Source organism: Ahrensia kielensis DSM 5890 (genome assembly GCF_000374465.1).
GTDB lineage: Bacteria > Pseudomonadota > Alphaproteobacteria > Rhizobiales > Rhizobiaceae > Ahrensia > Ahrensia kielensis.
Map to the genome: position 1 here is coordinate 120551 of NZ_KB894529.1, position 26145 is coordinate 146695.

Here is a 26145-nt window from a genome sequence, read left to right on the forward strand (position 1 = left end):
AATCGCGTGCCTGTTTTAAACTTGTAAAATGGAAGATACGAGAAGCTGTGTGTAAGGCTCATGCGGATCATCAAGGACACGGTCCGTCAAACCGCTCTCAATGACATGACCATCCTTCATCACAATCATTCGGTGCGACAAAAGACGTGCAACCGCCAGATCGTGTGTGACAACAATGGCCGCCAACCCAAGATCACGCACAAGACCGCGTATCAAATCGAGCAGACGCGCCTGCACAGACACATCAAGACCGCCGGTAGGCTCATCCATGAACATCAAGCGTGGGCCAGTAACAAGGTTACGCGCAATTTGTAATCGCTGACGCATACCGCCTGAAAAAGCGCGAGGCTGGTCATCAACACGGTCTTCGTTGATTTCCACGCGGCCAAGCCAGTCAATCGCAGTTTCGCGAATATTGCCATAATGACGATCACCAACAGCCATTAAGCGTTCGCCAACATTGGCGCCTGCTGAAACAGCCATACGCAGACCATCAGCTGGATTTTGGTGCACAAAACCCCAATCGGTACGCATTAAGAAGCGCCGTTCCGCTTCACTCATTTGGTAAAGGTCGCGCTTTGTTTCATCGCGCATACGATACATCACTGAACCGCTTGTTGGCTCTAGGCGCGTTGAAATACAGTTCAAAAGTGTTGTCTTACCAGACCCACTTTCGCCGACCACTGCCAAGACTTCCCCTGGATAAAGATCAAATGATACATCGCGGCACCCAATACGTGCGCCATAAAATTTGGAGACTTCATTGACCGATAAAAGTGGCTGATTGTTCATTGTGCTGCCTCCATTCCAGAAAGTTCGCCGCGGTGACCAGCCGCTTGCCTGCTTTCACAATTGTCAGTGTCCGAGCAAACAAACATTCTGCTGCCTTGATCATCGAGAATGACTTCGTCCAAATAAACGCCTTCCGCTGCACAGATCGCACAGGGTTTATCGAATTTTTGAACTTCAAATGGGTGATCATCAAAATCGAGACTGACCACATTTGTGTAAGGCGGGATTGCATAAATGCGTTTTTCGCGCCCTGCACCGAACAGCTGCAACGCTTCAGACATATGCATTTTTGGATTATCAAATTTTGGTGTCGGTGAAGGGTCCATGACATAACGCCCTTCAACCTTCACCGGATATGCATAGGTCGTGGCGATATGGCCATGCGTTGCAATATCCTCATAAAGCTTCACATGCATGAGGCCATATTCTTCCAGTGCATGCATCTTGCGCGTTTCAGTTTCGCGCGGCTCTAGGAAGCGCAGTGGCTCAGGAATAGGCACTTGGTAGACAAGTATCTGGCCATCCCGCAACTGCTCTTCCGGAATACGGTGACGCGTCTGTATAATCGTGGCTTCGCTCGTATGTGTTGTTGTTTTCACACGCGCGACTTTGGCAAAGAAAGCGCGAATGGATACGGCATTCGTCGTGTCGTCCGCCCCTTGGTCAATCACTTTTAGGACATCGTCAGGTCCAATGATTGATGCGGTGACCTGCACGCCGCCTGTACCCCATCCATAAGGCATTGGCATTTCACGGCTTGAGAACGGAACTTGATAGCCCGGTATCGCAATTGCTTTTAGTATCGCGCGGCGGATCATTCGTTTGGTTTGTTCGTCGAGATAAGCGAAGTTATAATCAGCTTGAATGTTCATTCTGCTGCCTCCTTGATCATGCTGGAAACAGCATCATTCGTCTCAGCATATTCACGGCGCATCTGGCGCACGATGCCAAGTTCAGCTTGGAAATCCACGTAATGAGGCAGTTTCAAATGTTCCACGAAGCCCGTTGCCTGCACATTATCTGAATGAGCGATCACGAACTCTTCGTCTTGCGCTGGTGCAACGATATCTTCTCCCAATTCACGCGCGCGCAGCGCTCGATCGCACAGCGACATTGCCATTGCTTTGCGCTCCAACTGCCCAAACACAAGACCATAGCCGCGGGTAAATTGAGGAGGTACTTTTGCCGAGCCTTGGAATTGATTGACCATTTGACATTCGGTGACTTGAACGCGGCCAATTAGAACAGAGACCCCTAATTCCGGCACCTCAATTTCAACGTCGACTTCGCCTATACGAATTTCGCCGACAAAGGGGTGCGAGCGGGCATAACCACGTTGTGTTGAATAAGCGAGAGACAGTAAGAACCCCTCATCGCCGCGCGACAATGATTGTAAACGCTCATCACGGCTCATCGGAAATTCTGTCGGCGTTCGGGTAATATCGCCCGGCTCTTCTGCGCCATGGCCGTTTTTCCCATCATCTTCGATAAGCCCCTCATTCGCCAAAATTTCTGACACACGTTGCGTGCGACCGACATCTGGCTTGCGCGTGACAGGCTCATCTGTGGCTTCATCTTGTGCTAAATCAGGATCAAGCAGACGATGCGTATAATCAAAAGTTGGCCCAAGCATTTGGCCGCCGGGCAGATCTTTATATGTCGCAGAGATGCGGCGTTCGATCTTCATTTCACCGGTATTTATTGGCTGCGAATAACCAAAGCGCGGCAAGGTGGTGCGGTAAGCGCGAAGCAAAAATATCGCTTCAATCATATCACCGCGCGATTGCTTTATTGAAAGCGCAGCAAGATCGCGGTCATATAATGAGCCTTCTGCCATGACACGGTCTACCGCAAGAGCAAGCTGTTCTTTGATTTGAGCCAGCGACAATGCGTCAATATCGCGGTCGCCGCGACGCCTATCTGCAAGCAGTTTATGCGCGTTATTAATAGCGGTCTCGCCGCCTTTTACAGCAACATACATCAGATAACTCCCTGTGAGATATTTGTCGTGCGCGGCAAACAGACAAGCGATGAAGCGCTGACCAAAATGACATCAACACCGCATGGAAAACGTGATTTGTTTTGTTGCCATTGTTCCAGAAACAACTCCGGCAAACCTTGCACATGAAGATCAGCGGTATCTTTGATACCGGGACCGGAGAGGCTTAATCCTGCGGCTTTTGAAATATCGTCAACCTGAATGATGAGCGTGCAAGAGCGGTCAGGATATTCTTGTGAGCCTTGTGCAAATTGCGCTATATCCAACGGCATTTTTGTATCAGTCAAAAGCGCGAATTGCGCATCGGCTTTTTGCGTCGTTATCGGCGCAGCTGTCTGAAATGTAATCCAGTCTCGAAGAGCGCTGCTTTGTGATGAGACTTCATCCAACCATAAAAGCGTATCAGCATCGCAGAGCGCCGCAATAATCGCCGCTGCAGTATCAAAAACCGGCTCCGGCGCACTGGCCAGTGCTGGCAGCGAAGTTACCGTCCCTGGACGGGCCATCGCATTCATCACGGCATTAAAAACATTCTGCGCGTCGAAAACCGGATCAGCAAAGCCACCTTCCAGCGCGCGCGCCGCCATTGCTTTTTCATTTATCTGCATCAATCTTCTCCGCGAACCATAGTAAAGAAATCAACTTTTGTAGCCGCTGTTTCACCTGCGCGTTTTTGATCGCGGGCCTTAATTCGATTTTGCAACGGGGTAATGATTTCGTTTTCAATGCGTGCAGACCAAGTTTCGTCCAGTGCAAGCGCATCGATTATTGCTGATAGTTTTGCTTTGGTGTGATCGCGGCCAAGCGCATAAGCATGCCCAACAAAACCGGATGCCAGTTTAACTGTTGCCCGCGTAACCGTCGCTTCACCAAAATTGAAGGCATCGCCGCCGCCGCCAATACGACCACGCACGCCGATAATGCCCGTTTGTGGAGAACGCGGCATCGTAAACTCAGGATCAACGCCCAGCGTTTTCCAAAATTCCACCAATGTGGCCGTGTCAGACATTGCCAAAACCGCCATACGATTGCGTCGACTGTCTTTTGTATCACTCATAAATTGCCTCATTTAAATTTGTCTATTGTTATAGACAACTAAACATGTGACAAGTGATTTATCGGGACTACATGACGACCATATGACACCATGATGAAATTGCGCTGATGTTGAGGCAACGATTATGAATGTAAAAGCACTCGAACGCCGCTCGGGTATTGCGATATGGCGGCAGATTGCTGATGAGCTGCGCAATGAGATTGCGACAAATCTAGCTCTGAAAGATAACCGCCTGCCCTCAGAATTAACACTGGCAAAACGTTTTGATGTCAATCGTCATACGGTACGAGCTGCTTTAAATGCACTGGCAAAAGAAGGCATCGTTGAAAGCCGCCAAGGGCAAGGCACTTTTGTGCGCCGCCAAAAGCGTATCAGTTATCCAATTGGCAAAAGAACACGGTTTTCAGATGGCATTGGTAAGCAGGCACAGACAACACGCGGAAAGCTGCTGAACCTTTCGACTGAAATCGCAACGCCGGAAATCGCATCTGCACTCCAAATTACAGCAGGTTCAAATGTGATCTGTTTGGATGCTTTAAGCGAAGCTGATGGGATGCCCGTTTCCCGTTCAACCTCGTGGTTTTGTGCGCAGCGCTTTCCTGATATTGGCGCAGCATATCAAACCACCGGCTCGATAACGAAGGCTCTGGCGCATTGCGGTGTTGATGACTATTTGCGCCAATCGACTGAAATTGAAGCCCATCACGCCACGATGAAAGACACTGAATACTTGCAGCTTTCGCCGGGTGCTATTGTGCTTGTAACGCAAGCCATCAATTCAGATACAGATGGCAATCCTATTCAATACTCAAAAACACGCTTTGCAGCTGACCGCGTATCACTCATGATTGCCAATGAATTATAAAGCAGAACGCCCGCACCGGATAACCAGTACGGGCGTTAAATTTCAAAGTGAAACTTGTTTAAGCGGCGCGTTGATGTGTTCCGAGCGCGCCGTTTTCAACAAGCTTGAACTGCGCGATCAGATCAGCCAGTTTTTCTGATCCCGATGCAAGGGTGTGCATCACGGCAGTTGCTTCCTCTACCATTGCGGCATTCTGCTGGGTCACGCTATCCATTTGCGTCATCGCGGTGTTGATCTCACCCAAACCAATGGTTTGCTCGCGTGATGATGATGCAATGGAATGCATCTGATCATTGATATTATGAACATGATCGGAGATGCCTTTGAGCGCTTCGCCAGTCTCATTCACAAGACGAACGCCACCTTCAACTTCTTCACCTGATTTTGTGATCAGTGCTTTAATGTCTTTGGCAGCTGTTGCTGAACGTTGTGCAAGTTCTCGAACTTCCTGCGCAACAACGGCAAAGCCTTTGCCCGCCTCTCCTGCACGCGCAGCTTCGACGCCAGCGTTAAGCGCAAGAAGATTGGTCTGGAAGGCAATCTCATCGATAACATTGATGATTTTTGAAATTTCGCCGGAAGCCGTTTTAATCCGCGACATAGCATCGACAGCATTGGCGACAACTTTACGTGAATTGATCGTACTGCCTTCGGCCTCAGTCGCCATTTTGGACGCTTCTTCCGCACGCTCAGACGCATTGCGCACTGTTGCTGTAATTTCTTCCAGCGCAGCTGATGTCTGCTCCAAAGACGATGCTTGGTGTTCGGTACGGCGTGCTAGATCATCCGTAGAGGTACGCATTTCTTCGGTGCTTGATTTAATTTCGAAAGCTTCATTGCGCAGCTCTGTCATCGTTGCTGACATACGCTGTACAGCTTGATTGAAATCTATACGCAATTTCTCGAGACCTTCATTAAATGGCCCAGCAATATTGACGGACAAATCACCTTGGCTAAGACGGCTAAGAGCGGCCCCAATTTCTTCAACGGCTACTTTAATTTCGCCTTCTTGTTTCAATTTAGCCGTTTCGTTTTGTTGGCGCTCATTATCCGTCGCCATACGCGCTTCTGTCGATTGTTGCTCAATTGCTTGTTTTTCAATCGCGCTTTGACGGAACACTTCCAGTGATTGGGCAAGCCCGCCTAATTCGTTTCGGTTTTCAAGATATGGAATTTCCGCATCAAAATCACCTTCAGCAAGCTTACGTGCTGTATTTGCAAGCTGAGGAATTGGACCAAGTATCGCAGAAGAAAACAATGCCATAATGACAGCTGCAATACCGAGTACGATAATTGCACTTATGCCGACGGTCCAAACCATATCAATGGCCTGAGCATTGATGACCTCGGAACGAACACCAGCATAAATAATACCGATTGTTTTATTGTCAGGCGAGAAAATCGGCTGATAGATCGTGTAATATGGTGTGCCCAGAATAACAGCTTCACCTCGGAACGTATCACCTTTTGTGAGCACAGGATAAACAGCGCCGTTTTGCCCAAGCTGTGTTCCAACAGCGCGATTTCCATCGGGCTTGATGATATTTGTTGTGCGGCGCCAGAAATCTTTTGTTTCTTCATCCCAAGCAAAGATCGTTGCTGTCTCACCAGTCATCCGGCCAACAGTATCGATCATGTCGTGAGAAGAAAACTCTTCGGGAATAGCCTCCATCACAATACGTTCAACATTGCCAGACTTGCCCCAAGTGACTTGCGTGCCTGGAATATCGCGCTCGGCAATAGTGGCCAAAGTACGCAAACTTGCGTTTTGGCTGGCGACAGCCTGCTCTTGAATTCGACCAGAAATGTTAAGCGAGATAGCAATGGAAACAGCTACAAGTGACAGGAGCAATGTGCCGACCGCGATTGCCGTTACAGTCCTAACGAGACCAAAACGAGATAGTAAGTTCATGGTGATATCCACAATTGATAATTGTGATGATATTCGGCAAATTATGATTAAAATTATGTTACTAAAACGCTGAAAAACCTACAATCTTAATCATTTCGGCACAAAAGAGCCCTTATGCGCTCAATAACGTACAAACCAAAGCCTATGGTTGGCAATAACCAACTCACTCCTACCCGATTGCTCTAACTACGGAACTTTAATGTCCGGCCTCCGTTTGTTCATTAGCTACAAAAGGAAGAGTAAATGTCTCACACAATCAACATACTTAGCATTGAACCTTTGACAGGTGACGTCATGCGCTACCGAACATCAAAACCGGCTGGTTATGATTTTACGCCCGGACAAGCGACCGAAGTTGCAATTGATAAGGATAATTGGCGAGACAAAAAGCGTCCCTTCACTTTCACATCGTTGCCAGATGAAGACACGTTAGAATTTACGATCAAAAGTTACCGCGACCATGAAGGTGTAACTAATGAATTACAATCGCTTATAACGGGCGATAGCCTTATCATCGAAGACCCTTGGGGCACGATACAGTTCAAAGGCAAAGGCACTTTCGTTGCTGGCGGCGCAGGCATTACGCCTTTCTTGGCAATATTTAGAGATTTGGAGAAACGCGGCGAATTGCGGGGCAACAGTTTAATATTCGGGAACAAGACACGCGATGACATTATTGCGCAGGACCTGCTGAGCACGATGCCCGAACTTAAGATCATGCATGTTCTGAGCGATGAGGACACAGAAGGCTATGCCCATGGCTTTATTGATAAAGAAATTTTATCAGCAAATCTCATCAATATCTCGGGTAATATCTATGTCTGTGGACCGCCGCCAATGATGGATAGCGTGATGGATAACTTAAAAGAACTGGGTGCATCCGCCGAAGCTTTGACATTTGAGAAGTAGCGCACCTCAAACAATATAATGTTGTTCCGTAAACTCATTTCCTGTGAACAATGCTAGATATAAGGCCGAAGGTAAACGGCCTTGTATTACAATACTTTTTATTGTCACAAATCCACGTTATAGGCCTCTAAACTAAAATATAGGAGCGAATGGGAATGAAAATAGCTATCCTCGGTGGAGACGGCTTTGTTGGCTGGCCAACATCTTTGCATCTTTCAGATCAGGGCCATGAGATCCACATCATCGATAACTTATCTCGTCGCTGGATCGACACAGAACTTGGTGTTCAGTCCCTGACACCCATGGACTCCATTCAAGAGCGTACACGCATTTGGCATCAAGAGACTGGTAAGCGCATTTACTTCCATCTCATTGATTTGGCCAAAGACTATGATGTGCTCAAAAACTGGCTTGCTGAGCACCGCCCTGACGCTATCGTTCATTTTGCAGAACAGCGTGCAGCGCCGTACTCCATGAAATCTGATCGCCATAAGAATTATACGGTCAACAATAATGTTAGCGCGACGCATAACCTTCTAAACGCAATGGTCGAAATTGGTCTTGATGCGCATTTGGTGCATTTGGGCACGATGGGTGTTTATGGCTACTCAACAGTCGGCGCTGCTATTCCAGAGGGTTATTTGCCGGTCGGCATCGAAACTATGGACGGAAATACAGTAAACCAAGAAATTCTGTATCCTGCCAATCCTGGCTCGATCTACCATATGACCAAATGTCTTGATCAGTTGCTTTTCCAGTTTTACGCGAAAAACGATCAGCTGCGCATTACCGATCTGCATCAGGGTATTGTTTGGGGTACGCATACCGAGCAAACACGCCGTCATGAACAGCTTATCAACCGCTTTGATTATGATGGCGATTACGGCACCGTTTTAAACCGCTTCCTCATTCAGTCAGCCATTGGCTATCCATTGACTGTGCATGGCACTGGCGGGCAAACACGCGCTTTCATTCATATTCAGGATTCTGTACGCTGTATTGAACTTGCGTTGGCAGATGCACCTGCAACTGGTGACCGTGTGAAGATTTTCAATCAGGTTACTGAAACGCACCGTGTGCGTGATCTTGCACAGCTAATCACAAAGCTGACAGGCGGCGAGATTGTAAACCTTCCAAACCCACGCAAAGAAGCAGCCGAGAACGATCTGGTTGTTGATAAAGAACAATTTATCAAACTTGGCCTTAAACCAATCACATTGGCCGAAGGTCTTTTGGAAGAAGTCATCGAAGTCGCTAAAAAATACGCTTACCGCGTAGACCGCAGCCGTGTGCCTGCATCCTCTGCATGGACCAAGAAAATTGCTGAAACGGTTGATACAGACCCTGAAAAGAAGCGGTTAAAAGCTGTCTCTTAACATGACTGAAAATGCCTTTGTGACGCTCGTCACCAATGATGATTATGCAATGGCCGCATGTGCACTCGTGCGGTCACTTGTGTTGACCAAAACGAATGCAGACATTGTTGTCATGCACACAAAGGCAGTCAGTGAGACATCGCTTCTGCCTCTTCGTGATCTTGGTGCCAAGCTTGAAGCGGTGGAACATTTACCGTGTTCTCCCGCTTTCAATGAACGCCACCGCAAGAAAAACATTCATGAAAATGCGCCCTTTTTAAAAGGCGATAAACCGCTTTTTCACACGCCATTAGACAATTTTGTAAAACTGCGTTTATGGCAGCTTGAACGCTATAAAACGATTGTCTTCATTGATGCGGATGCCTTGATTATACGCAATATCGACAAGCTGTTTGACTATCCTGAATTTTCGGCCGCACCCAATGTCTATGAATCAGTTGCAGATTTTCACCGGCTTAACTCTGGCGTTTTTGTCGCAAAGCCATCGCAGGCAACTTTCGATAGCATGATGACTGTCCTCGACGCGCCAGATGCTTATTGGCGCCGCACAGACCAGACATTTTTGGGAACCTATTTTAGCGACTGGCATGGACTGCCAGTGTTCTACAATATGCTGCAATATGTCTGGTTTAACCTACCCGAATTATGGGATTGGAAGTCGGTTCATATTGTTCATTACCAATATGAAAAGCCGTGGGAGAAAAATCACGGCAAGGCAGATAAACTCAAGCCTCTGATTGATTTGTGGCAAGTTTATTATGAAGGTAAAAACTTGCCTGATATTGATACGCTAGCAAACCCGTCAGATATAAAATGATGCGTGTCGCAGTCACCGGAGCGACCGGATATGTCGGGCATTTCATCGTCAACAATCTACTGTCTGATAGACACCATGTGATCGCTTTGGGCCGCAAAGCGCTCGATTTTGATATATTCAACAGCAATGTAGAATTCAGACAATTTTCACTCGATGATCAAGCGCTATCAAGCGCGCTATTCAACGGCATTGATGCTCTCGTTCATGCTGCTTTTCACCACGAGGCTGGTAAATATCGCGGCGGTGAAGGCAATGATCCTGATGGTTTTATCAAGCGAAATGTGGATGGCACGAACGCACTTTTTGAGACTGCAAAAAATGCAGGCGTGAAACGTGTTATTTTTCTTTCCAGCCGCGCTATTTATGGAACTCAGGAGCCTGGATTAACGCTTATGGAAGACACTCCGCCCAAGCCAGATACACTTTACGGGCAGGTTAAACTTGAAACTGAAAATGCTTTAGCCGCACTTTCCAGCGATGATTTTTTGCCCATCTCGCTTCGTGCGACCGGTATTTATGGCTCACCTTCAAAGCGTTATGAACACAAGTGGTCTGAGCTTTTTAAGCAATATTCAAACGGGACAAAAATCACGCCCCGTATCGGCACTGAGGTTCACGGCGATGATCTAGCAGCGGCAGTAAACCTTTTGCTCCATTTAGATGCAAATCAACTGCACATCGATGACGCTCACAAGTCAGCTGTCTTCAATGTATCCGATATTCTTCTCGATCGGCATGAACTCTTGAAGGCATATGGGAATCTTATCGGCAAAGCTCATCTACCTCTGCCGAATAAATCAGATGCTAGCGCGTATAATCAAATGGATTGTACACGTTTACGCAGCCTTGGCTGGCAACCCCGTGAGAAACTAGATCTATCGGGTTTAACGCACGAAATCGATTGAACATTCAGTTCTACTTATAGCACTTAGTGAATTCGTTTCAGCGCAATTTAAGACAATAGGATTTTCCCAACAGCTCCCAATAGAGCCGTGATTGCAAGAATTTTAAACATATCAAAACGCCAGCGAAACGCGAGACATGCGCTCAACACAAACAATCCTACAGCCAACCATTCTATTGATGCAAAGTCAGGTTTCCAAAGCGTTATCCAGCCGAACTGCTCTTTTGTGACTTTTGAGAAAAGCACATGCAAGGCGAACCAGATAGACAGGTTAAGAATAACGCCGACGACAGCGGCAGTAATCGCCTGCAACGCACCGCGCAGTCGAGGTTGGTCAGCAATCCATTCGATATAAGGTGCACCTGCAAATATCCATAAAAAGCAGGGTACGAAAGTAACCCATAAAGTCAGTAATGCGGCGGCGAGCGCCATCATTAATCCGGCTTCCTTATAGCCAGCCAGAAACGCAACAAATTGCGTCACGAGAATGAGTGGACCCGGTGTTGTTTCTGCCAAGCCCAGCGCATCGATCATCTCGCCAGCTGTCAGCCAGCCAAATTGCACGACAACATCCTGCGCCATATAGGCCAACACCGCATAAGCACCGCCGAATGTCACAACGGCCAGTGTTGAAAAGAAACGCCCAATATCAACCAGCAATTCAGGCGCACCCAGCCAAGCCAAAATAAGCAATGGTAAAAGCCATATCACCAACCAGATGATAATGGTCTGCAAGGTTTGTCTGAGCGAAATATGCGCCATTGACAATGTTTCATCGGGCACTTGCTGTGTACTTAACAGCCAGCCGGTAAAACCTGCAGCCAGCACGATGAGTGGAAAGGGAATAGACAAAAAGAAAATGCCAATAAAGGCCAAGCCTGCCACGACCCAGTGCATGTTTTGCGTGAGTGCTTTTTTCGCGACCCTAAACAAGGCTTGCACCACGATAACAAGCACTGCAGCTTTGATGCCGTAAAACAGCGCAGCCACAAGCGACACATTGCCATAGACGCTATATATCCATGCAAGCGCCATAATTATTGCGGCGCCGGGTACGACAAACAGAAGACCTGCGATCAACCCGCCTAATACACCATGAAGGCGCCAACCAGCATATGTGGCTATTTGCGTGGCTTCTGGCCCCGGCAGCAACATGCAAAAACTCAAGGCATTCAAAAATTGATGTTCAGTTAGCCACTGATTTTCATCGACGACCTCTTTATGTATGAGCGCGATTTGAGCGGCAGGGCCGCCAAATGATAGAATGCCAATTTTCCACCATATGCGTGCTGCCTGCCCCAGCGTTGGGCCTTTAAGTTCGATGTCATTTGAAATTGTCACTTGAAGGCCTTTTGCATTGAGATCGGCAAATCACTCGCGGGTTTATCGCGACAGCATATGTAGAACAAATGACAACATAAAAACCAGAATTTATTCAGATGTTTAAAAAGGCTGCACTATCTTTCATGTCGCCTTGTGTTCATGTATACTAGACAGTGAGATACACCATAACGACCAATAAACCCATTGAACCAACCGAATGTTTGCCATGGTAAAAACTTCTAAAAATGAACAGGCATTTGAAATAGCAAATGTTCTGTCACCAAACATGATTGATCGCACGCGTTCAATTGGCCCGCAGATTTACGATCTTGTGCGGCTGAACATTATTCTTGATAATTTGATACCGGGTCAGGCAATTAACGAACAAGACGTATGTGGATGTCTGGGGGTTAGTCGCACCCCGATGCGCGAAGCTTATCAAAAGCTCATGCATGACGGCCTCATTAAAACGATCTCAAAAGTTGGTACAATCGTATCGGATATTGACGATGCGCGCGTCACCGAAGGCATTATAATTCGGCGGGCATTGGAACGCGAAGTTGTCAAAATAATCTGCACAAGTGACTGCGACCTAAGTGTATTAGAACCATTGGTTGCGCTGCAAAGCGTAGCGGTTTCACAAAAGAACCATATCGATTTTTTCAAATATGATGAAGAGTTTCATCAATTGCTCGCAAAGATGGCAGGCATACCTTCGGCGTGGCGTTTGGCTCAATCAGTCAAAGCGCACACAGACAGAGCGCGTATCCGTTTAACGGCAGATTTGCCGCTACGCATTAATGTTGCCTTTGAAGAACACCTTAAGCTCATTGAAGCTCTCAAGATTAAGGACGCGGAGCTAGCACAAGCTCTTGTGAGCCAGCATATCAACTCTGTTTTCGAGGCTGTTAAAAATGCTAAATGAAGATCGGCTGTTCCCAGCGGACCCTGAAACTCGAAAAGTTGCACGTAGACTTTTCGCAGAAATTGAACACCTTCCGCTCATTTGCCCGCACGGTCATACTGAACCGCAATGGTTTTCCAAAAATGAAAACTTTGCCGATCCAGCGCAGCTTCTCATTGTTCCCGACCACTATGTTTTAAGAATGCTTGTATCCCAAGGTATTAGCCTTGATATGCTGGGCGTGCCTGATCATACAGGCGTTGCAAAGCAAACTGATGGGCGAGAAATTTGGCGTTTGTTTGCTGAACACTATAACCTATTTCGCGGCACGCCATCACGGCTTTGGTTCGACTACACGTTAGAGTTTCTTTTCGGCGCAACAGACACTCTATCTGTGCAAAATTCTGATGAAGTTTATGATCAGATAAGCGCTTGCCTTGCGGAACAATCGTTTAAACCGCGTGCATTGTTTGATCGCTTTAATATTGAAGTATTAGCCACAACAGACGCATGTACTGACGATCTCAAAGCGCACCGCGATATTCGAGAAAGCGACTGGAATGGACGTGTTGTGCCTACCTATCGTCCGGATGCGGCGATTGACCCAGACCATCCTGATCTACTCAACAATATTGAAACAATGGGCGCTCAAACAAACGAAAAAGTTTCGACATGGCAGGGCTATTTAAACGCCCATCGCGCTCGTCGTGCCTATTTCAAATCCATGGGAGCAACAGCAACCGACCACGGTCACCCATCCGCGTTGACCGCTGACCTGCCACTTGAAGATTGTGAAGCGCTTTACGCCAAAGTCTTGAATGGCAAAACCAGCGATATGGACAAGGAATTGTTCCGCGCTCAAATGCTGACCGAAATGGCGGGAATGAGCGTTGAAGACGGGCTTGTTATGCAATTGCATCCTGGATCTGTGAGAAACCACAATCAATCAATCTTTAAAACATTTGGCCGCGACAAAGGTTTCGATATTCCAAAGTCCGTTAGCTTCGTCGACGCTTTGCAGCCCCTTTTAAACAAATATGGCATGGACAAACGTCTTTCGCTCATCCTCTTCACGCTGGACGAGACAACCTATGCCCGCGAACTTGCACCGCTTGCAGGTGCCTATCCGAGCCTCAAGCTTGGCCCTGCATGGTGGTTCCATGACAGTCCTGCCGGCATGATGCGCTACAGAGAAATGACAACCGAAACCGCTGGCTTCTACAACACCGCAGGCTTTAACGATGATACGCGTGCATTTCCATCCATTCCAGCGCGGCACGATGTTGCGCGACGTGTTGATTGCGCGTTCTTGGCTAAGCAAGTTACCGAGCATTTGATCAAAGAAGACGAGGCCGTTGAGGTCGCGATTGATCTTACCTACCGGCTCGCAAAACAAGCTTACAACCTTTGATAACAACTATCGTTGCAACAATAAGAGAGCGATAATGAAGCAGACATGGCGTTGGTTTGGTGAACACGATAATGTTGCCATTGATGAGATTGAACAAGCTGGAGCAAGCGGTATTGTTACCGCCCTTCACCACATAGATAATGGTGAAGTGTGGTCAAGCAGTGAAATCGAAAAGCGGCAACAGCTAGTTGCTACCCGCAAAAACGGCAAGCCTTCCAGTTTGAAATGGGACGTTGTGGAAAGTCTGCCTGTTTCCGAAGACATCAAAAAGCAAGACAATGACTGGCGCAGGCACATCGACAATTACAAGCTGAGCTTGGAAAATCTCGCTGCTGCTGGCCTTGAAACGATCTGCTATAATTTCATGCCAATACTGGATTGGACACGCACAGATTTAAGCTGGCCACTGCCCAATGGTGCACGCTGTATGCGCTTCGATTATACCGACTTTGCGGTTTTCGATATTCATATACTTGCGCGCTCGGGTGCTACAGAAAATTATGACGACGCTATTATTGAAAGCGCTGCTCAAAGATTTGCGGCAATGGACGACGCTTCAAAAATTCAGCTGACCAATAATCTGGTTGCCGGATTGCCCGGTGCCAATCAAAAACTGACCTTAAACGATCTGCAGCTTTTGCTCGATGGTTATCACGGTATTGATGAGAACCGTTTTAGAAAAAACCATTATGCGTTTTTGGAAGAGGTCATTCCAACCGCTGAACGTTTGGGCATGCGTCTTTGCTGTCATCCTGATGATCCCCCCTTCTCTCTGCTCGGCCTGCCGCGCACCATGTCAACAGAACTGGACTACCGTCTGCTTATGGAAGCCGTGGACAGTCCCGCAAACGGTATAACATTGTGCTCTGGTTCGCTTGGCGCGAACAAGGATAATGATCTACCTGGCATGATGGAACGTCTTGGCGACCGTGTTCACTTCCTACATTTGCGCAATGTTGTTCTTGATGTGCAGCAAACACCTGGTTCATTTTACGAAGGCGAACATCTGTCCGGTAACACCGATATGGTGGCTCTCATTGATGCTGTTTTAAACGAAGAAAACCGCCGCAAAAAAGCTGGGCGTAAAGACTGGAACATTCCTTTCCGGCCAGACCACGGGCAAGATATTTTGGACGATCTAAACCGCAGTGCGCAGCCGGGCTATCCGGCCATCGGCAGACTTAAAGGACTAGCTGAACTTCGCGGTGTTATATCAGCTTTGGAAGCCGTTAAATCAGGCAAATTAACAGTGAGCCAGTCATGAATATCTATGCTTCTTTTACGCAGCCTAATGCAGTTCAAAATTTTAGCTACGAGCGCAATGCGCACGGCGTTGGGATTGTCCACTTTGGCGTTGGCGCATTTCACCGCGCCCACCAAGCGATCTATACCGATGATGTTCTTGCAAAACATGGGGGCGATTGGCGCATATTGGGCGTTAGCCTTCAAAGCACAAAAGGTGCAGACGCGCTCAATGCGCAAGATGGTATTTACACGCTTGCAGTGCGTGAAGGCAAAGAACAGAAACTCTCTCTGCGTCTTATCGGCAGCATCAAAGAGGTAGAAGCTGCAACACGTGGAACGGACAAAATTTTCCAAACTTTGGCTAATCCACAAACGCGCATCGTTACGATGACTGTCACTGAAAAAGCTTACGGCGTTGATCGCAACTCCGGCTGTGTTGATCTGTCGAATGCGAGCATCGCGCATGATTTGAAAGATCCTGCAAACCCAATTGGCATTATCGGAATGATCGTCAAAGGGCTAAGCTTGCGCAAAGACGAAGGCTTAAAACCCTACACTGTGCTTTGCTGCGATAACCTTCCCAAGAACGGAGAAATCGTTCGCAGCGGTGTTCTTGATTTTGCACGCCGCATTGACCCAGAATTAGCGGCATGGATTGAAGCGCAAGGCGCATTTCCAAGTTCAATGGTGGACCGCATCACACCATCAGCAACACCAGAACTTTTAGCCGAAGTTGAAGAGATACTTGGTGCGAAGGATGCTGCTGCGATTGAAACAGAACCATTTTCGCAATGGGTGGTCGAAGATAATTTTTGCGACGGACGTCCGCTGTGGGAAGATGTGGGCGTCTTGTTTGTTGATGATGTTGCCCCTTATGAGCGCATGAAATTAAGAATGCTCAATGGTGCCCACTCATTGATCGCCTATGCCGGATTTCTAGCCGGTCATAAATATGTGCGCGATGCAATGGCAGACCAGCACATACATAATTTGGTTGCACAACACATTCTTGCCGCCAGCAAAACACTTACGCCTTTAAGCGGCATTGTATTTGAAGATTACGGCAAACAACTCATCGAGCGGTTTGAAAACCCGAACATTGCCCATGAGACGTATCAGATTGCGATGGACGGTTCACAGAAAATGCCGCAACGCATTTTCGAACCTGCAATTGAAAGTCTTGAACACGGGCTAGATATCCAGCCATTCGCATTGGCAACAGCTGTATGGATACACTATTGTGCAGGTATCACCAGTACCGGAAAAACATATGATTTGCGCGATCCAAGAGAAGACGAGCTTCGTTCAGCATTCAAATCTGGAAATGGCAACGCAAGCGATATTTGCACGGCGTTTCTAGAACTTGCCAACCTATTTCCGGCACAGCTGCAACAAAGTGACGTTTGGGCCGAGCAACTGAAAGACCAACTAAGTTCGATTTTAAAATCACACCCATTAGGTTAGACATTGCTAACCTAATGGGCTGCCCTTTTAAGACATTTATACCGACGCCAGCAAACTCGCATTGCCGCCTGCAGCCGTCGTATCAATGCAGATATGGCGCTCCAGATGAATACGATCAGCAAAATTCTGGTCGTTGATTAATGGAAGTATTGCGCCATCGCGATCAGCAAGCACTTTTCGGTAAGCTTGCAGAACATCATCTTCAGCAAAGCTCACCACGGCATCAAATCCTTCAAGTGTTGCCAGTGCTGACGCTTCTAGTGATCCGTTCAAACCTTCATCACGTTCAAGGTCCGGTGCAATGCAGATCGCGGCACAGCCATTGTCTTCAGCGATTTTCTTTTGAGCTAGTGCAGCTTCACGAGTTGGGCCAAGGCACAAAACCTTTCCGCGGCCATATATGGACAGGATATTGGATTCCCCTGTCGGCCCTGGCAAGTTTAGCGCTTTAAGACTCTGGCCAGTTGTTTTGGCGCGATCTAACAGCGCTTGCAATTCGTTTACATCAACAAGTTGTGCCTGCGGCGCAGAAAGCGTCATTGTATCAGCCATTGCAAAGCGCGGCACATAATTTGGCCCACCCGCTTTTGGCCCTGTACCGGACAAGCCCTCACCACCAAAAGGCTGCGTTCCAACGACAGCACCAATCTGGTTGCGGTTCACATACATGTTGCCGATGTTCAAACGCTGCGTCACATATTCAACGCGATCATCGATACGGCTATGCAGTCCACATGTCAGACCAAAGCCCGTTGCGTTGATATCACGCAGAACCTGATCAAGTTCGTTTGCATGAAACCTAACAACATGGAGCACAGGCCCAAAAATTTCCTGCTTTAAATCTAAAATCGAGGACAAAGACAAAACAGCTGGCGCGACAAATATACCGGTCTGAGGACAAGTGATCTGTTTTAACAACCGGCCTTCGCTGCGGGCGGTTTCAATATGCGCTTCGATTGTTGCCTTGGCTTTTTCGTCAATCACTGGCCCAAGGTCAGCTTTAAATTCCCAAGGATCAGCCACGACCTGCGCGTCCATTGTGCCATATAGCATCTTCAAAAAACTGTCCGCGATGTCGTCTTGTAAATAGAGCACGCGCAATGCAGAGCAGCGCTGCCCTGCGGACTGGAAAGCCGAAGCGACAATATCTCGAATGGCTTGCTCCGGCAAAGCGGTACTATCAACGATCATCGCATTCAAACCACCCGTTTCAGCTATGAGTGGCGCAGATGGTGACATGTTTTCAGCCATGTTCCGGTTGATCGATTGAGCCGTTGCGGTCGAGCCAGTAAAGCACACACCGTTGATATTTTTGTGTCCTGTTAGAGCCGTGCCGATCGTTCTGCCTTCACCTGGCAATAATTGCAAAGCGGATGCTGGAACGCCTGCCTCATGCAATAATTGAGCTGCTCTTACAGCAACTAAACTCGTTGTTTCTGCAGGCTTGGCTAAGACACTATTGCCTGCAGCCAACGCGGCGCTTAACTGGCCTGTAAAAATCGCCAATGGGAAGTTCCACGGCGAGATACAAGTAATTGTTCCACGCGGCGGGTTTTTAAGTTCGAGTGCACGCGCTGCGTAATAACGCAGAAAATCGACCGCTTCACGCAGCTCGGCAATTGCGTCTAACGCGGTCTTGCCAGCTTCACGGGCCAGCAAGGCAAACAATTCACCAAAGTGCTCTTCGTAAAGATCGCCAGCTTTATTGAGAACGGCAGCACGCTCCTGCGGCGATGCTGCCCAAATAGCTGCGCTCGCAATTGCTTTATCCACATCCTTTGCTGTGCAAAATTGAATTGTGCCTACTGTGTCATCCGGCAAAGACGGATTTTTAACTGTGACAGTCTCGCCAGAGGCTTTTTTAGCCACGATCACAGGCTTCAAATGCCATTGATGATTTTTAAATGGTCCACGTGCATTTTCGATCAGTTCAAGGTCATCTGTGTTCCGCACATTGAACCCACGTGAATTGCGGCGTTCGTCTCCGTAAAGATCATCAGGATGGCATACGGTTTCGAGGTCTGGATCAACTTTTTTAAATGGATCAGCGGCAACGATGCTAGCCGGAACATTCTCATCAACGATTTGATTAACGAACGAGCTGTTCGCTCCATTTTCCAAAAGACGCCGCACCAGATAAGCAAGCAAGTCTTCATGCGCGCCAACGGGCGCATAAATTCTACAGCGATATTTGTATTTACTAATTACGAGATCATGTAACGACTCGCCCATGCCGTGTAGACGTTGAAATTCGAATACATCAGGTGCCGCATCCATCTCAATAATTGCAGCAACGGAATGAGCGTTATGCGTAGCAAACTGCGGATAGATACGGTCTGTCATGCTTAGAAGTTTTTGCGCGCAGCAAATGTAACAAACATCGGTTGCCGATTTTTGCGTAAAGACTGGAAAGCCTTCCAAGCCTTCAACTTGAACGCGTTTGATTTCTGTATCCCAGTAAGCGCCCTTGACCAAGCGCACCATAATTTTGCGGTCGAGCTTTTCTGCCAGTGCATATAGCCAATCAAGGACGTAAGCAGAGCGTTTGCCATAGGCTTGAACAACAACGCCAAAACCATCCCAGCCCGCTAATGCTTCATCACTCAAAATTGCTTCAATTACATCAAGGGATAAGTCCAGACGATCAGCTTCTTCCGCGTCGATATTTAGCCCCATTCCAGCATCACGGGCTTTTTTTGCCAATATCAATGTACGCTCAACCAGCTCCGTCATAACACGGTCGCGCTGGGCGACTTCGTAACGCTCATGCAAGGCAGATAATTTAATAGATATGCCCGGATTTTTTCGAATGTCGTCTGAAGTACATTCTGATGCAAGCTTAGAAATCGCATTTGCATAAGCATCGAAATAGTCGGTTGCATCGGACGCAGTCAGCGCTGCTTCACCCAGCATATCATAGGAAAAAGTATAGCCTTGCGATTGTCTTTTACGGCCGCGCGACACCGCAGCTTCGATAGTTTCACCCAGAACGAACTGAGCGCCAAGTTCTTTCATCGCGCGCGATACGGCTGTGCGAATAACAGGCTCTCCAACGCGGCGAATGGCTGAATGAAGCAGCGAAGCCATGCTGTTTTTTTCATTCTCATCTTCACGCAGCACTTTACCTGTAAGCATAAGCGCCCAAGTGGAGGCATTGACGAGCGGAGAGCTGGATTTACCCAAATGGGCGCCCCATTCTGATGGTGCAATTTTGTCTTCAATTAGCTCATCAATTGTTTCGCTATCTGGCACGCGAAGCAAAGCTTCTGCCAAGCACATAAGTGCAATACCTTCGTTCGTGGACAAGCCATACTCAGCAAGGAACACTTCCATCAGGCTCGGCTTGCGATCACTTCTAATTTCTTGAACAAGCTGCGCGCCACGCTTTTCAGCACGCTGGTGAAAATCTTCACTCATCTCAGCATTGGCAACGAGCTCATTTATAATTTCAAATTCATCACGCATATGATTGCGCCGAATGACAGTACGAAGATTTTCAAGTTTTAGCATGGCATCAATCCATTGTGACAATGACGCACACTAGCAAAGCTGAATTAGAGAATTTCACTTTATTGTTGCTATTTTCAGTCTAATTTCCCATTGTTTGCCAATTATACGTGAAATTTGAATTTTGAAATCATGAAATTTAGTGAATTAGACCAGACCGACCGCAAAATCTTGCGTATTATGCAGACTGACGGGCGCATATCCATAACGCAACTATCAGAAAAAGTCGGCCTTTCGAAAACGCCGTGCCAAATGCGCGTCAAAAAACTGGAAGATTACGGCTATATAGTTGGGTATCGCGCCGTACTTGATCCCATGAAGATGGGACTTGGTCATGTGACCTTTATTGAAGTTAAAATGAATGACACCACGCCTAAAGCCCTCAAGGCTTTTGATGATGCAATCCGCAAGATTCCAGAGATTGAAATGTGCCATTTGATTGCCGGTGGCTTTGACTATCTGCTTAAAGTGCGCACCACCAATATCGTTTCTTACCGGCAAATTCTCGGTGAAGTCATTTCTTCTCTGCCTTATGTGAACAGCACCTCAACCCATGTTTCTATGGAAGCGGTTAAAGACGACCATTAAAGCGAGATACTGCGCAATCACCCCAAAATAAAAACTATATTGCCTCTTCCTCGCCAATGTAACGCTGCGTAACATTACAAACTAGTGTTAAATAGAGGAAAATAAATGGTTTTCCAGTTTAGATTTACTCAAAATTAGCAAAGCACTGATCTAGTTGGCTAAGATCATGCTGATCATCCTAGTGTCATGAAGGACACGCGTTGCGCTACAGCGGCTCCATATGGCCGCCTTTGGCAAAGAAATAGCGCTTCGATTTATAGCAATTTTTTGCTCACTCATTTTCCCGGCACATTTCTGTGAAGCGAAGTAAGTGAAACTCTCGATTTCGGAGCTAGAATGTCAATACTGAAAAGTTTGGTTCTGCATTTTGAAAAAATAATGCTTGGTAAGCATGCAAATTCTAGGCTCACGACAAGCACACTTCGAAAAGCGCAAATTGATCGTGTCGTAGCAATAAATCCACTCATGATTTTTGTTTGCTACGCCAACGCTGTTTCTCTGATTATTCATTACTGGAATACAGAATTCAGCACTTTATCCATCATTTTAATGACACCAATTTTTTTGCTGATCACGTACAACAGCTATGGTGTATTCAAATTAAAATCACGAAAAGCACCGGATTATGTTGGCACATCAGCGATTGAAAAGGTGACCATGTATTGTTGCCTAACCGCGATTTTGTGGGGGGCTAGTTTAGCAATACTTTTCCTAGCTGCTGCGGAGATGCCTGACTTCATGATTAGTGCGGTCATGATGGGAATGCTTGGTGCAGGTGCGGTTGGAATGAGCTTTGTGCCATCTGCATTGCTAGCCTTTGTTGTGCCCATCGCAGCAATTACAACAATTTCAATATTTTCCAATCAGACATTAGATGCCACTCTTCTTGGTATTTTGTTCTTGATTTACTGCTTCATTCTTGTTCGAGCAGGAATGGTGTTTGCCAAAAACCTTGCTAAATCTGTTTGCAAAGATCTTGAACAGCAAAAAAATGCTGACACGATTTCCATTCTACTCAACGAATATGCAGAAGGTGCCAGCGATTGGCTTTGGGAAATTGATTCATCAGGTAAAATGACGTTTGGCGTTGAGCATTTTTCAAATGCCATAGGTGCTGATATTTCATCATGGCACTTTGAATTTGATAATGTTCAAAAAGCATTCTCGAACAATAAATTATTCGTCCAAGAGAACTTAGAAGCCATCCAAGAAGCTTTTGTGGAAAGAATTCCAATCCAAGAGATAACCTTTGGCGTCGGCTCCAACCATCAAAACATGGTTTGGATTGAAGTGAGTGGAAAGCCTCAGTTCGATGCAGAAGGTAGTTTTATGGGCTACCGAGGTTTTGCAAAAAACCGTACCCTTGAAGTAGAAGACCAAAAGAACATTCAGTTTCTGGCCAATAATGATACAATGACCGGCCTGCTGAACAGATCATCATTCTTCTCCAAGATAGATGCGGATTTTGCAGATTACCTTGAAAACTCAAGCGATAGCGAATTTGCTATATTATATATCGACCTTGATGGCTTTAAACGTATCAACGATACAAAGGGTCATGCGACCGGTGATGAGGTTCTTGTCGAAGTTTCCAAAAGATTGAAATCAACCATTGGTAAAACAGCGATAATCGCACGTTTAGGCGGCGATGAATTCGCAGCGATGGTTGAGGTGGATAAAGCAACATTAAAAACCGAAGAAATTGCTGATGCAATCATCAAGACCGTTGCCAAGCCAATTCAATGCCGCATTCAAGAGGTTCGTGTAAGTGCATCTATTGGCATCGCATTTATTGGGAAAGACGGAAAAGATACTCAAAGCGTCGTGAGCTCTGCCGATACGGCTCTCTATCAGGCAAAGCATGCTGGCAAAGATTGCTACCGTGTGTTTGACACGAGTATGAATGAGCAAGTTCACCGCATGAACGCTATGCGTGAGGCCTTGGAAAAAGATCTGGATAATGGCGCTCTTAAGCTCGCCTTCCAACCTTTCTTCAGATCAAGCGATCAATCGCTCGCAGGCTTTGAAGCACTTGCGCGTTGGGAACATGAGGACTTTGGGTTTGTGCCGCCTGATGTGTTTATTCCTCTGGCCGAGCAAACTGGTCTTATCAATAAGCTGGGTGATTGGGCGCTTCGTGAAGGCTGCTATATTGCATCATATTGGCCTCCTCATATGAAGCTTGCTGTCAATGTTTCAGTGCCTCAATTCCAGCAAGAAAGCTTTATTGAACGGCTGGAAAATATTCTTGATGAAACAAAAATGGAAGCTAATCGCCTAGAGCTTGAGATCACAGAAGCTGTTTTTGCCGATAATCCTGAAGCGGTTATGGAAAAGGTCACTAAGATTAAGCGTCTTGGCGTCAGCTTTTCTCTTGATGATTTCGGCACAGGGTTTTCTAGCCTTATGTACCTCATCAAGTTCCCCTTCGATAAGTTGAAAATCGACCGTTCATTTTTGCAGCAGGCTGAACGTGACGAAAGCGCCAAAAAGGTTCTCCAAACGATTGCTCGCTTGGGTGAGCAATTAAAAATGGAAACGACGATTGAGGGTATCGAAACTGCAGAGCAACTTCAAATGGTCTCAGAATTGAACTGTACTTATCTGCAAGGTTACTATTTCGGCAAACCGCAACAGGTTATAGATATTGGCCGATTTATTGCGCGTGATGTTCAACGTATGCTTGCTGAAAAATCTGCGGATAATTTAGTAGCCTTTACGCCGGAGCGCGGACAATCATGGTAGCTTTTCAAACAACAGATTGGGACAGTGCCTATGAAAATGGCGGCAATATTGCCGATAGCGCTGAAATAATATCGCAATGGCCGATTGATGCTACGCAGTTTCGAAAACAAGCCAAAAGCACGTTGGACATTTCTTACGGTCCACAAGAGCGCGCAAAATACGATCTTTTTATGCCAGATGAAACGCCAAAAGGTCTCTTTGTTTTTGTGCATGGAGGCTATTGGCAATCGACAGACAAATCCATGTGGTCACACTATGCCAAAGGTGCTGTAGAGGCTGGATTTGCCGTTCTCGTTCCTGGCTATGAGCTGTGCCCGAACGTCACCATAGACCAAATTACACATATGGTTGCCCAAGCCATCAATCAGGCAGCTCAAAATATTGCAGGCCCAATTATATTAACGGGTCATTCTGCTGGCGGACACATCGTGGCTGAGCTTGCAACAACACAGACCTACCTTGAAAAACAGATAATGGCGCGGCTTACTCATATCATTCCTATTTCAGGTCTTTTCGACCTGCGGCCATTTCTTAATACGAAACTCAATGAAGCGATGCGGCTAACAGATGAAAGTGCAAAAACATCCAGCCCTGCACTTAAATCACCATTGCCTCACATACGTTTAACGGCATGGGTGGGCAGTAATGAGCGCAGCGAGTTCCTGCGCCAAAACGCGCTCATAGCAAATATCTGGCATGGTCTTGGTATTGTAACCGAGGCCGTTGAAGAACCCGACAAGCATCATTTTAATGTCATTGACGGGCTGCTCGACAAAAACTCTGCTTTGTTGCGCACGGCGCTGGCATAAACCAACGCCATACAATATTACTTATCAGTGCCATTCCAAGGCCCATTATGTGCGCCTTCTTCACCAATGCGTTCAAACGTATGCGCACCAAAAAAGTCGCGCTGTGCTTGGATCATATTCGCCGTTGAGCGGCCTGTTCGCATCATGTCAAAATAGGCAAGCCCAGCAGAAAGCGCCGGAGTAGAATTGCCCGTTAACGCACCTTGGCTAACAACTTGGCGCAGATCGCCGTGACTGTTTTTCAAGCGTTCAACAAAGAATGGCGCAAACATCAAATTCGCATCTGGCGTTTTTTTCAATGCTTCGGCCATATCGTTCAGCATTGCAGAACGAATAATACAGCCCTCTCGCCAAACTTCTGCAACATCCGGCATTGGAAGGCCCCACTCATAAGTTTTAGAAGCGGCGCTAAGCATATCGAAGCCCTGCGCATAGCAAGCGATTTTGCCAGCCAGAAGAGCGTTCTCCAGCATATCAATTGTGATCGCATCACCTGTGATAGGTGACGGCGCAGCAGAGTATATTTCTTCGCCAGACTTGCGCTGATCAAGACGTGCAGAAATGTTGCGTGCGGCAACCGCTGCCTCGATCGTTGTTACCGGGGTGCCGAGATGCTGTGCTTCAATTGCCGTCCAGCGTCCGGTTCCTTTTTGGCCAGCCCGATCCAGAATGATATCGAGAATAGGAACGCCAGCTTTATCATCAATGACTTTGGCAACTTCTGCTGAAATTTCGATCAGATAGGATTGAAGCGGCCCTTCATTCCATTTGGCAAAAACATCAGCAATATCGGGTGCAGACATATTCATGCCATCACGCAATATGCCATAAACTTCCGCAATCATCTGCATGTCGGCATATTCAATGCCGTTGTGAACCATTTTAACGAAGTGACCTGCGCCGCCCTCACCCATCCATGTGGCACATGCTTGGCCTTCATATTTGGCTGAAATCGCTTCGAGTACTGGCGCGACTTCATCCCAAGCTTTGCGCGGACCACCGCCCATAATTGATGGACCAAAGCGTGCGCCTTCTTCACCGCCGGAAACACCTATTCCTAAAAAACGAAACCCTTGTTCGAGCGCTTCTGCTGCGCGCCTGTTACTATCACCAAAATTAGCATTACCGGCATCGATGATAATATCTTCAGGTTCAATGAGTGGGCGTAGCGCCGCAATTTGGTCATCAACAATCGATCCGGCAGGAACCATCAGAATTATCTTACGCGGACTTTTGAGCGCAGCAACGAATTGCTCCAACGTATCAGTGCCAGTCAGCTTATCCTTTAAGCGCCCAGCCTCTTCAACGAACTCATGCGTGCGTGCAACTGTCCGGTTATAAACAGCAATATCAAAACCGTTCTCTGCAATATTGAGCGCAAGATTGCTTCCCATAGTGCCAAGTCCGATTAACCCTACCGTTGGTTGCTCTGTCATTTCGTTTCCACTTTTTAGTTTTGATATCAGCATGTCCACATCGAATGCGCGAGACTATGATTAGCATTATATCATGCTTGTG

21 protein-coding genes are annotated in these 26145 nt (G+C 47.0%); 12 read left to right on the forward strand and 9 right to left on the reverse strand.

Features of this window, described 5'->3' with window-relative positions; translation table 11 throughout:
• Positions 1 to 15: 15 nt before the first annotated feature.
• Genes phnK through phnG form a run of 5 tightly spaced genes read right to left on the reverse strand, consistent with a single transcriptional unit; the run spans position 16 to position 3848 of the window.
• Positions 16 to 792: a phosphonate C-P lyase system protein PhnK gene (gene phnK, locus C504_RS0106740; protein ID WP_018688558.1), complete on the reverse strand. Its 777-nt coding sequence runs from the start codon at positions 790 to 792 to the stop codon at positions 16 to 18.
• Entirely contained in the window at positions 789 to 1664 is an 876-nt protein-coding gene (locus C504_RS0106745; RefSeq protein ID WP_018688559.1) for an alpha-D-ribose 1-methylphosphonate 5-phosphate C-P-lyase PhnJ, read from the reverse strand. Before C504_RS0106745 ends, phnK begins: the two co-directional genes overlap by 4 nt.
• A complete protein-coding gene (locus C504_RS0106750; protein ID WP_018688560.1) occupies positions 1661 to 2773 on the reverse strand; it encodes a carbon-phosphorus lyase complex subunit in 1113 nt (370 codons plus the stop codon). The genes C504_RS0106745 and C504_RS0106750 overlap by 4 nt, the downstream gene beginning before the upstream one ends.
• Complete coding sequence (phnH, locus tag C504_RS0106755; protein ID WP_018688561.1) at positions 2773 to 3399, reverse strand: phosphonate C-P lyase system protein PhnH; 627 nt, start codon at positions 3397 to 3399, stop codon at positions 2773 to 2775. The genes C504_RS0106750 and phnH overlap by 1 nt, the downstream gene beginning before the upstream one ends.
• Entirely contained in the window at positions 3399 to 3848 is a 450-nt protein-coding gene (gene phnG, locus C504_RS0106760; RefSeq protein ID WP_018688562.1) for a phosphonate C-P lyase system protein PhnG, read from the reverse strand. The genes phnH and phnG overlap by 1 nt, the downstream gene beginning before the upstream one ends.
• Positions 3849 to 3972: 124 nt before the next feature.
• On the opposite strand from phnG, the gene phnF reads away from it, so the two are divergent.
• The gene (phnF, locus tag C504_RS0106765) at positions 3973 to 4713 is read left to right on the forward strand and encodes a phosphonate metabolism transcriptional regulator PhnF (RefSeq protein WP_018688563.1); all 741 of its coding nucleotides are present in this window, start codon (positions 3973 to 3975) and stop codon (positions 4711 to 4713) included.
• Positions 4714 to 4771: 58 nt separating this feature from the next.
• Here phnF and C504_RS0106770 read toward each other — a convergent pair whose 3' ends face one another.
• Positions 4772 to 6625, reverse strand: a complete 1854-nt coding sequence (locus C504_RS0106770) for a methyl-accepting chemotaxis protein (protein ID WP_018688564.1) — start codon at positions 6623 to 6625, stop codon at positions 4772 to 4774.
• Positions 6626 to 6868: 243 nt separating this feature from the next.
• Here C504_RS0106770 and C504_RS0106775 point away from each other — a divergent pair, with 243 nt between their 5' ends.
• The 4 genes from C504_RS0106775 to C504_RS0106790 all read left to right on the forward strand — a co-directional run bounded on the left by C504_RS0106775 (position 6869) and on the right by C504_RS0106790 (position 10632).
• Positions 6869 to 7534, forward strand: a complete 666-nt coding sequence (locus C504_RS0106775) for a ferredoxin reductase domain-containing protein (RefSeq protein ID WP_018688565.1) — start codon at positions 6869 to 6871, stop codon at positions 7532 to 7534.
• A 155-nt stretch (positions 7535 to 7689) separates the two neighbouring features.
• Positions 7690 to 8910 carry an NAD-dependent epimerase/dehydratase family protein gene (locus C504_RS0106780; RefSeq protein WP_018688566.1) on the forward strand — a complete coding sequence of 407 codons (1221 nt, stop codon included), beginning with the start codon at positions 7690 to 7692 and terminating at the stop codon, positions 8908 to 8910.
• Between the two features lies 1 nt (position 8911).
• Complete coding sequence (locus tag C504_RS0106785; protein WP_018688567.1) at positions 8912 to 9727, forward strand: glycosyltransferase; 816 nt, start codon at positions 8912 to 8914, stop codon at positions 9725 to 9727.
• Positions 9724 to 10632 (forward strand): NAD-dependent epimerase/dehydratase family protein, encoded by a 909-nt coding sequence (locus tag C504_RS0106790; RefSeq protein ID WP_018688568.1) that lies wholly within the window; start codon positions 9724 to 9726, stop codon positions 10630 to 10632. The genes C504_RS0106785 and C504_RS0106790 overlap by 4 nt, the downstream gene beginning before the upstream one ends.
• A gap of 47 nt (positions 10633 to 10679) precedes the next feature.
• Here the strand turns inward: C504_RS0106790 and chrA are convergent, their stop codons facing one another.
• Positions 10680 to 11972 carry a chromate efflux transporter gene (chrA, locus tag C504_RS0106795; RefSeq protein ID WP_018688569.1) on the reverse strand — a complete coding sequence of 431 codons (1293 nt, stop codon included), beginning with the start codon at positions 11970 to 11972 and terminating at the stop codon, positions 10680 to 10682.
• Between the two features lie 208 nt (positions 11973 to 12180).
• Between chrA and C504_RS0106800 the strand changes: the two genes are divergently transcribed.
• Genes C504_RS0106800 through C504_RS0106815 form a run of 4 tightly spaced genes read left to right on the forward strand, consistent with a single transcriptional unit; the run spans position 12181 to position 16978 of the window.
• Positions 12181 to 12879 (forward strand): GntR family transcriptional regulator, encoded by a 699-nt coding sequence (locus C504_RS0106800; RefSeq protein ID WP_169385089.1) that lies wholly within the window; start codon positions 12181 to 12183, stop codon positions 12877 to 12879.
• A complete protein-coding gene (uxaC, locus tag C504_RS0106805) occupies positions 12869 to 14269 on the forward strand; it encodes a glucuronate isomerase (protein ID WP_018688571.1) in 1401 nt (466 codons plus the stop codon). Before C504_RS0106800 ends, uxaC begins: the two co-directional genes overlap by 11 nt.
• A gap of 34 nt (positions 14270 to 14303) precedes the next feature.
• Positions 14304 to 15533: a mannonate dehydratase gene (gene uxuA / locus C504_RS0106810; RefSeq protein WP_018688572.1), complete on the forward strand. Its 1230-nt coding sequence runs from the start codon at positions 14304 to 14306 to the stop codon at positions 15531 to 15533.
• The gene (locus C504_RS0106815) at positions 15530 to 16978 is read left to right on the forward strand and encodes a mannitol dehydrogenase family protein (protein WP_018688573.1); all 1449 of its coding nucleotides are present in this window, start codon (positions 15530 to 15532) and stop codon (positions 16976 to 16978) included. The genes uxuA and C504_RS0106815 overlap by 4 nt, the downstream gene beginning before the upstream one ends.
• A gap of 36 nt (positions 16979 to 17014) precedes the next feature.
• Here the strand turns inward: C504_RS0106815 and putA are convergent, their stop codons facing one another.
• Positions 17015 to 20488 (reverse strand): bifunctional proline dehydrogenase/L-glutamate gamma-semialdehyde dehydrogenase PutA, encoded by a 3474-nt coding sequence (gene putA, locus C504_RS0106820; RefSeq protein WP_026317285.1) that lies wholly within the window; start codon positions 20486 to 20488, stop codon positions 17015 to 17017.
• 129 nt (positions 20489 to 20617) lie between these two features.
• Here putA and C504_RS0106825 point away from each other — a divergent pair, with 129 nt between their 5' ends.
• From C504_RS0106825 to C504_RS0106835, 3 genes are all read left to right on the forward strand, one after another.
• On the forward strand, positions 20618 to 21073 hold the full coding sequence (locus tag C504_RS0106825) for an Lrp/AsnC family transcriptional regulator (protein ID WP_018688575.1): 456 nt from the start codon (positions 20618 to 20620) through the stop codon (positions 21071 to 21073).
• A 336-nt stretch (positions 21074 to 21409) separates the two neighbouring features.
• Positions 21410 to 23818, forward strand: coding sequence for a putative bifunctional diguanylate cyclase/phosphodiesterase (locus C504_RS0106830; RefSeq protein ID WP_018688576.1), 2409 nt, complete (start codon positions 21410 to 21412; stop codon positions 23816 to 23818).
• On the forward strand, positions 23812 to 24627 hold the full coding sequence (locus C504_RS0106835) for an alpha/beta hydrolase (RefSeq protein ID WP_018688577.1): 816 nt from the start codon (positions 23812 to 23814) through the stop codon (positions 24625 to 24627). The genes C504_RS0106830 and C504_RS0106835 overlap by 7 nt, the downstream gene beginning before the upstream one ends.
• A gap of 17 nt (positions 24628 to 24644) precedes the next feature.
• Here C504_RS0106835 and gndA read toward each other — a convergent pair whose 3' ends face one another.
• Positions 24645 to 26063, reverse strand: coding sequence for an NADP-dependent phosphogluconate dehydrogenase (gene gndA, locus C504_RS0106840; RefSeq protein ID WP_018688578.1), 1419 nt, complete (start codon positions 26061 to 26063; stop codon positions 24645 to 24647).
• Positions 26064 to 26145: the final 82 nt, after the last annotated feature.